The sequence below is a fragment of the Rhodoferax sp. UBA5149 genome, assembly GCF_002413825.1.
Lineage (GTDB): Bacteria > Pseudomonadota > Gammaproteobacteria > Burkholderiales > Burkholderiaceae_C > Rhodoferax.
In genome coordinates, this window is record NZ_DHXT01000131.1 from 1 (window position 1) to 4,823 (window position 4,823).

The window sequence follows — 4,823 nt, forward strand, 5'->3', positions numbered from 1 at the left end:
AAACAACAAGCATGGAATGCTAGGGTCAATTTGGGGACATGAGGGCGCGGCAATATTGAACCTCAGCCTCTTATCGTTTTCCACGGTAATGGGTTGAACTGATAGCCAACTCGGCAACCGATTTTCCTCGGATTTTCCATTCGTGGACCAATTAGGAAGATCGATACGCATAGTGCATCAAGGCGTTTATTCTGGCGTTACAGATGCGTTTGGTGATTTCATCAGGAATCTCACGGAGGCCTGCAGTCAGGTATTCCGATATTTCCCCCCCCCGTATTCCTCATCGCTGCGGACTTGCGTTCTCGCAGCCCCTGGTTGAGCAGGGATTTCCTTCCGCCGCATCAAAGACTACGATCAACGCCAACACCAGATAAAGAAATTGTTTCAACTGAATGACACCTTCAAGAGTGGCTCCTATTTTTGCAGGACCATACAGGTGAAAAAATCTACATCAAGGGCTCAAAAAAAACGATGGCAGCGCCTGTAAATTTTCTTAGCTTTGATGCGAGCTGCAGACACATTTTTGCCAACCAATGCGCGAGCTCCTGCAATTGCTGAGTTCTGCTAAGAATTTGGGTTGAATTTTCAAAAAAATTACCTCGGCTTAGTTTGATTTTGAACTTTGTGCTTCAGGAGTAAGTTAGGGTAATTCCTTGATATCCTAAACACATGTGTTCAAATATAATAAGCCAACTGTACCAGTTTAAGCGGCCGGTACAGCCAACTCGAGCTTGGGGCCCTTCGGGGCTCCTTTTTTTGTCCGGCGCATTGGCAAGCGCTGCAACGGTAATTCAGCCTGTGATGGATGCAGGGGCATGCTATTCAGATTCCATGCGTCTTTACTTGCCGATCTTTTTTGCACATGGCAAACACATCACTCAAGAAACTCAAGGCGTGAATCTGCCATCGGTGGAGCGTATCTTTCATCGGCGTCACTTGCGGTTTTCGATGCCGATGTAGTGTCGCAGCGTTTTCACGCGTATATCGGGCTGACACGTGCCCCACGCAAGTTCAATCGCACCCGCCCCGCGCTCAGTGGAGACGCCATTGGGCGCCAGGGCAGCACTCAGAAAGCCTGGTCCCAGCGAATCGACAACCGGATCGCGGCGTTGATCAAGCCCACCATGCTGTAGGTCTGCACAAAGTTGCCCCACTGCTCGCCGCTGCGCAGATCGATGTGTTCGGCCAGCAAGCCGTGACGGTTGCGACACGCCAATAGTTTCTCGAGCAGCTCACGCGCCTCCTGCCGGCGCTCCAGCGTGGCCAGGGCGTTGACATACCAGAACGTGCAGACCAGAAAGGCGTTCTCCGGTTCGCCAAAATCGTCGGTTTCAATGTAGCGAAAAATGAAGTCACCGCGGCGCAAGTCCTGCTCCACGGCGCTGACGGTGCCGGCAAAGCGCGGGTCGTTCGCATCGAGAAATCCGACCTCGACCAGCAGCAGCAGGCTGGCATCCATCGCCTCGCCCTCGAAGGTGGAGACGAAGGCGCCGCGCGCTTCGTTCCAGGCGCGTCGGCTGATGGTTGCGTGAATCTGGTGCGACTGATCCAGCCAGTAGTCGGTGCGCTCGGCCAGCCCCAGTTGACGGGCAATCTTGGCCAAGCGGTCGCAGGCCACCCAGCACATCACGGCGGAGAAGGTATGCACGCGCGCGCTGCCGCGCAGCTCCCACAGACCCGCATCCGGCTGGTCATGGCAGCGCCTGGCCTGTTCACCCAGCGGCTCCAGGCGACGGAACAAGGCTTCGTCACCGCGCCGGGTCAGACGCTGGTCAAAGAAAATATGGGCGGCGGCGAGGATCGCCGAGCCATAGACGTCGTGCTGCACCTGGCGGTAGGCCAGGTTGCCAATGCGCACCGGCCCCATGCCACGATAGCCGGCCAGCGCCGGGACCTCCCGTTCCTCCAACTCGGCGCGGCCATCGATACCGTAGACCGGTTGTAGCGGGCCGCCATCGGCGTGGGCGGCAATGTTGACGATGTACGCAATATAGCGTTCCATGGTGCGGGTTGCGCCCAGGCGGTTCAGAGCGTTGACGACAAAATAGCTGTCGCGCAACCAGCAGAAACGGTAGTCCCAGTTGCGGCTGCTGCCCGCCGCTTCGGGGATGGAGGTGGTCATGGCGGCGATGATGGCGCCGGTATCGTCGAAGGTGTTCAGTTTGAGCGTGATGGCGGCGCGGATTACAGCCGCCTGCCACTCAAAGGGAATGCCGAGATTGCGCACCCACTCGCCCCAATACTGCGTAGTTTCCTCCAGGAAGCGGCGGCCGACCTCGCCCGGCGCCTCGGTGACGGTTTCGTCAGCGCCCAGCAGCAGGGTGACGGTGTCCTCCAGGAAGAACGACGTTTCCTGCATGATGGCGGTCAACGAGGCATCGGTGGTGAGACGCAGCGTGAGCGTCGGCGCCACGTAGCGGACATGGTTGCTGCCCCAGGTCATTACCGGGCGTGCCGCGCCGTTGTCGCAGGCCGGGCGCAGGCGCAGCGTCAAACGCGGGCTGCCACTCAGCCGACGGATGCGGCGTACCAGCATCATGGGGCGAAATGTGCGGCCATGCTGGCCGAAGCGGGGGCAGAAGTCGCTGACCTCGACGGCGCCTCCCTGACGGTCGTAAAGCCGCGTTACCAGAATCGCTGTGTTCTCAAGATAGTGCTGCTCGGTGCGTTCGCAATCCGCGAGTTCGACGGCGAAAAATCCATAGTCGTCGGACTCCTTGAGCAGGGCGCAGAACACCGGGTCGCCATCGAAACGGGGAAAGCAGCCCCAGGTGATATTGGCTCGCGCATCGACCAGCGCGCCTACGGTGCAATTGCCGATCAGGGCCAAATCAAGAGTTTTCATTCAGTACCTTTCAGTGCGTTGCCCAGCCAGTGCCTTACTGCTGCGACGTCGGGCAGGCGAAAGCGCGCGCAACTGGCGCCCCGGCCCACCTTGATCGAAATCCCGTTCAGCTTGTTGACCTCGGCAAAGCCATGCTCGTCGTTGAGGTCGTCGCCGATGAACACCGCACGCCGTCCCAGAAAGGGCGGCTCCGTCAGGTATTCGGCCACCGCGGTGCCCTTGTCGATGCCGGCCGGTTTGATCTCGACCACGCGTTTGCCGGGTTGCAGCTCCAGGTCTTGCCCCTGCGAACTGGCCAAACGGCCCATGATCTGGTGTACGTAGGCGGCCAGTTGGGGGGCCATGCGATAGTGCAGCGCCAGTGTCAGGCCCTTGTCTTCCAGCAACAGGCCGGGATGGCGCGCCAGCACCGGTGCCAGCGCGTCCTTGATCGCGCCTTTGGCCGCCGGGGGGGCGGCGTGAATCCATAGCCGTCCGGCGCTATCGCGCCGCTCCAGCCCGTGCAGTCCGGCCAGCGGCAGCTGTGCCATCCCAAGGCGACTTTGCAGATCGGAAATCATGCGGCCGCTGACCAATGCGACGGCGCCACCACTCGTGCGATACAGATTCTCGATCAGGTCGAGCAGCGTCTTGTCCACCAGAACGGCATCCGGCGTGTCGGCGATGTTGATCAAGGTGCCGTCGACATCGAGGAAATAGGCCCAGGTCAGGTGGGGCGCTGGAGGAAGGCGAGCGCGCGCTGTCTTCATACGGTCGAAGTGCCTGGCTTGTCGGTCAGCCGGCTGCGCCGGCGCATGGCGGCCGCGTCCAGCAGCATGCGACCGGCCCAGCGAAAGACGTTGAACTCCGCCACCAGGCCGCGCATCAAACGCATGCGGTCGCGCTGCTCGGTCGTCGGCATGGTCAGTGCCAGGTGCAAGGCGGCAGCGCACTGGTCGGCATCGTAGGGATTCACGATCAAGGCCTCCGGCAATTCCCGGGCGGCACCCGTGAACTCGGAGAGAATGAGGACGCCGCGCTCGTCGTCGCGGGCCGCGACAAATTCCTTGGCCACCAGGTTCATGCCGTCGTGCAGGCTGCTGACGAAACAGAGATCGGCGGCGCGGAAATACTCATACACGGCGCGCGGCTCATGGTGCTCGATCTTGAGCACGATCGGCGGCGGCCCTTGGCGCGCAAAGCGGGCGTTGATGCGCGCGGCCATGGCCCGCACCTGCGCTTCGTGATGCTGGTATTCGTCGATGCCGGAACGGGTCGGTGCGGCGATCTGGACGAAGGTGAAGCGGCCAACCCAGTCCGGATTCAACTCCAGCAGACGCTCAATCGCCCGCAAGCGTTCCACGATGCCCTTGGTGTAGTCCAGGCGGTCGACGCCGACGCCGAGCTTGTGCTCGGGCGGCAGGTCGTTCAGCTGGCGGATGCTGCTGCGACAGTCCGCCACGGTCTTTTGCACCATCTCCGCTTCCGGCGGCCAGGCGATCGAAATCGGGTAACGACGCACCGCCGTGAGCTTGCCGCCGAAGGAGACGTTGAAGGATTCCCGGTCGACCCGGGCTTCCAAAAAGCGATCCACCGTATCGACAAAATTGTTGCAGTGAAATTGGGTATGAAAACCCAAAATACTGCTGCCCAGCAGTCCGGCCAAAATCTCTTCGCGCCAGGGACAGATGGCGAAGGACTCAGGATTGGGCCACGGAATGTGCCAGAAGGTGATGATCGTGGCATCCGGCAGTTCGTCGCGGATCATCTTCGGCAAAAGTGCCAGGTGGTAATCCTGTACCAGCACGATAGGTGCCTTGGTCTTGGCCTCGCTCACCACGGCCTTGGCAAACTTGTGGTTGACTGCGACGTACTGGGCCCAGTCGCTGGAGCGGAAGGTGGGTCGCACATGGGCGATATGGCACAGGGGCCAGAGTCCCTCGTTGGCGAAACCGTAGTAGTACCCGGCTTCTTCCTCGGCGCTCAGCCAGACGCGGCG

The 4,823-nt window shown here is 60.5% G+C and carries 3 protein-coding genes; all 3 read right to left on the reverse strand.

Annotated elements, in window-relative coordinates; genetic code table 11:
- Positions 1-1,066 precede the first annotated feature (1,066 nt).
- A complete protein-coding gene (locus B3V69_RS11415; RefSeq protein WP_296446617.1) occupies positions 1,067-2,845 on the reverse strand; it encodes a glycoside hydrolase family 15 protein in 1,779 nt (592 codons plus the stop codon).
- The gene (gene otsB / locus B3V69_RS11420; RefSeq protein ID WP_296446619.1) at positions 2,842-3,594 is read right to left on the reverse strand and encodes a trehalose-phosphatase; all 753 of its coding nucleotides are present in this window, start codon (positions 3,592-3,594) and stop codon (positions 2,842-2,844) included. Before otsB ends, B3V69_RS11415 begins: the two co-directional genes overlap by 4 nt.
- A partial coding sequence (locus tag B3V69_RS11425) for an alpha,alpha-trehalose-phosphate synthase (UDP-forming) (protein WP_296446621.1) occupies positions 3,591-4,823 on the reverse strand: 1,233 nt, incomplete at its 5' end. The genes otsB and B3V69_RS11425, both read right to left, overlap by 4 nt.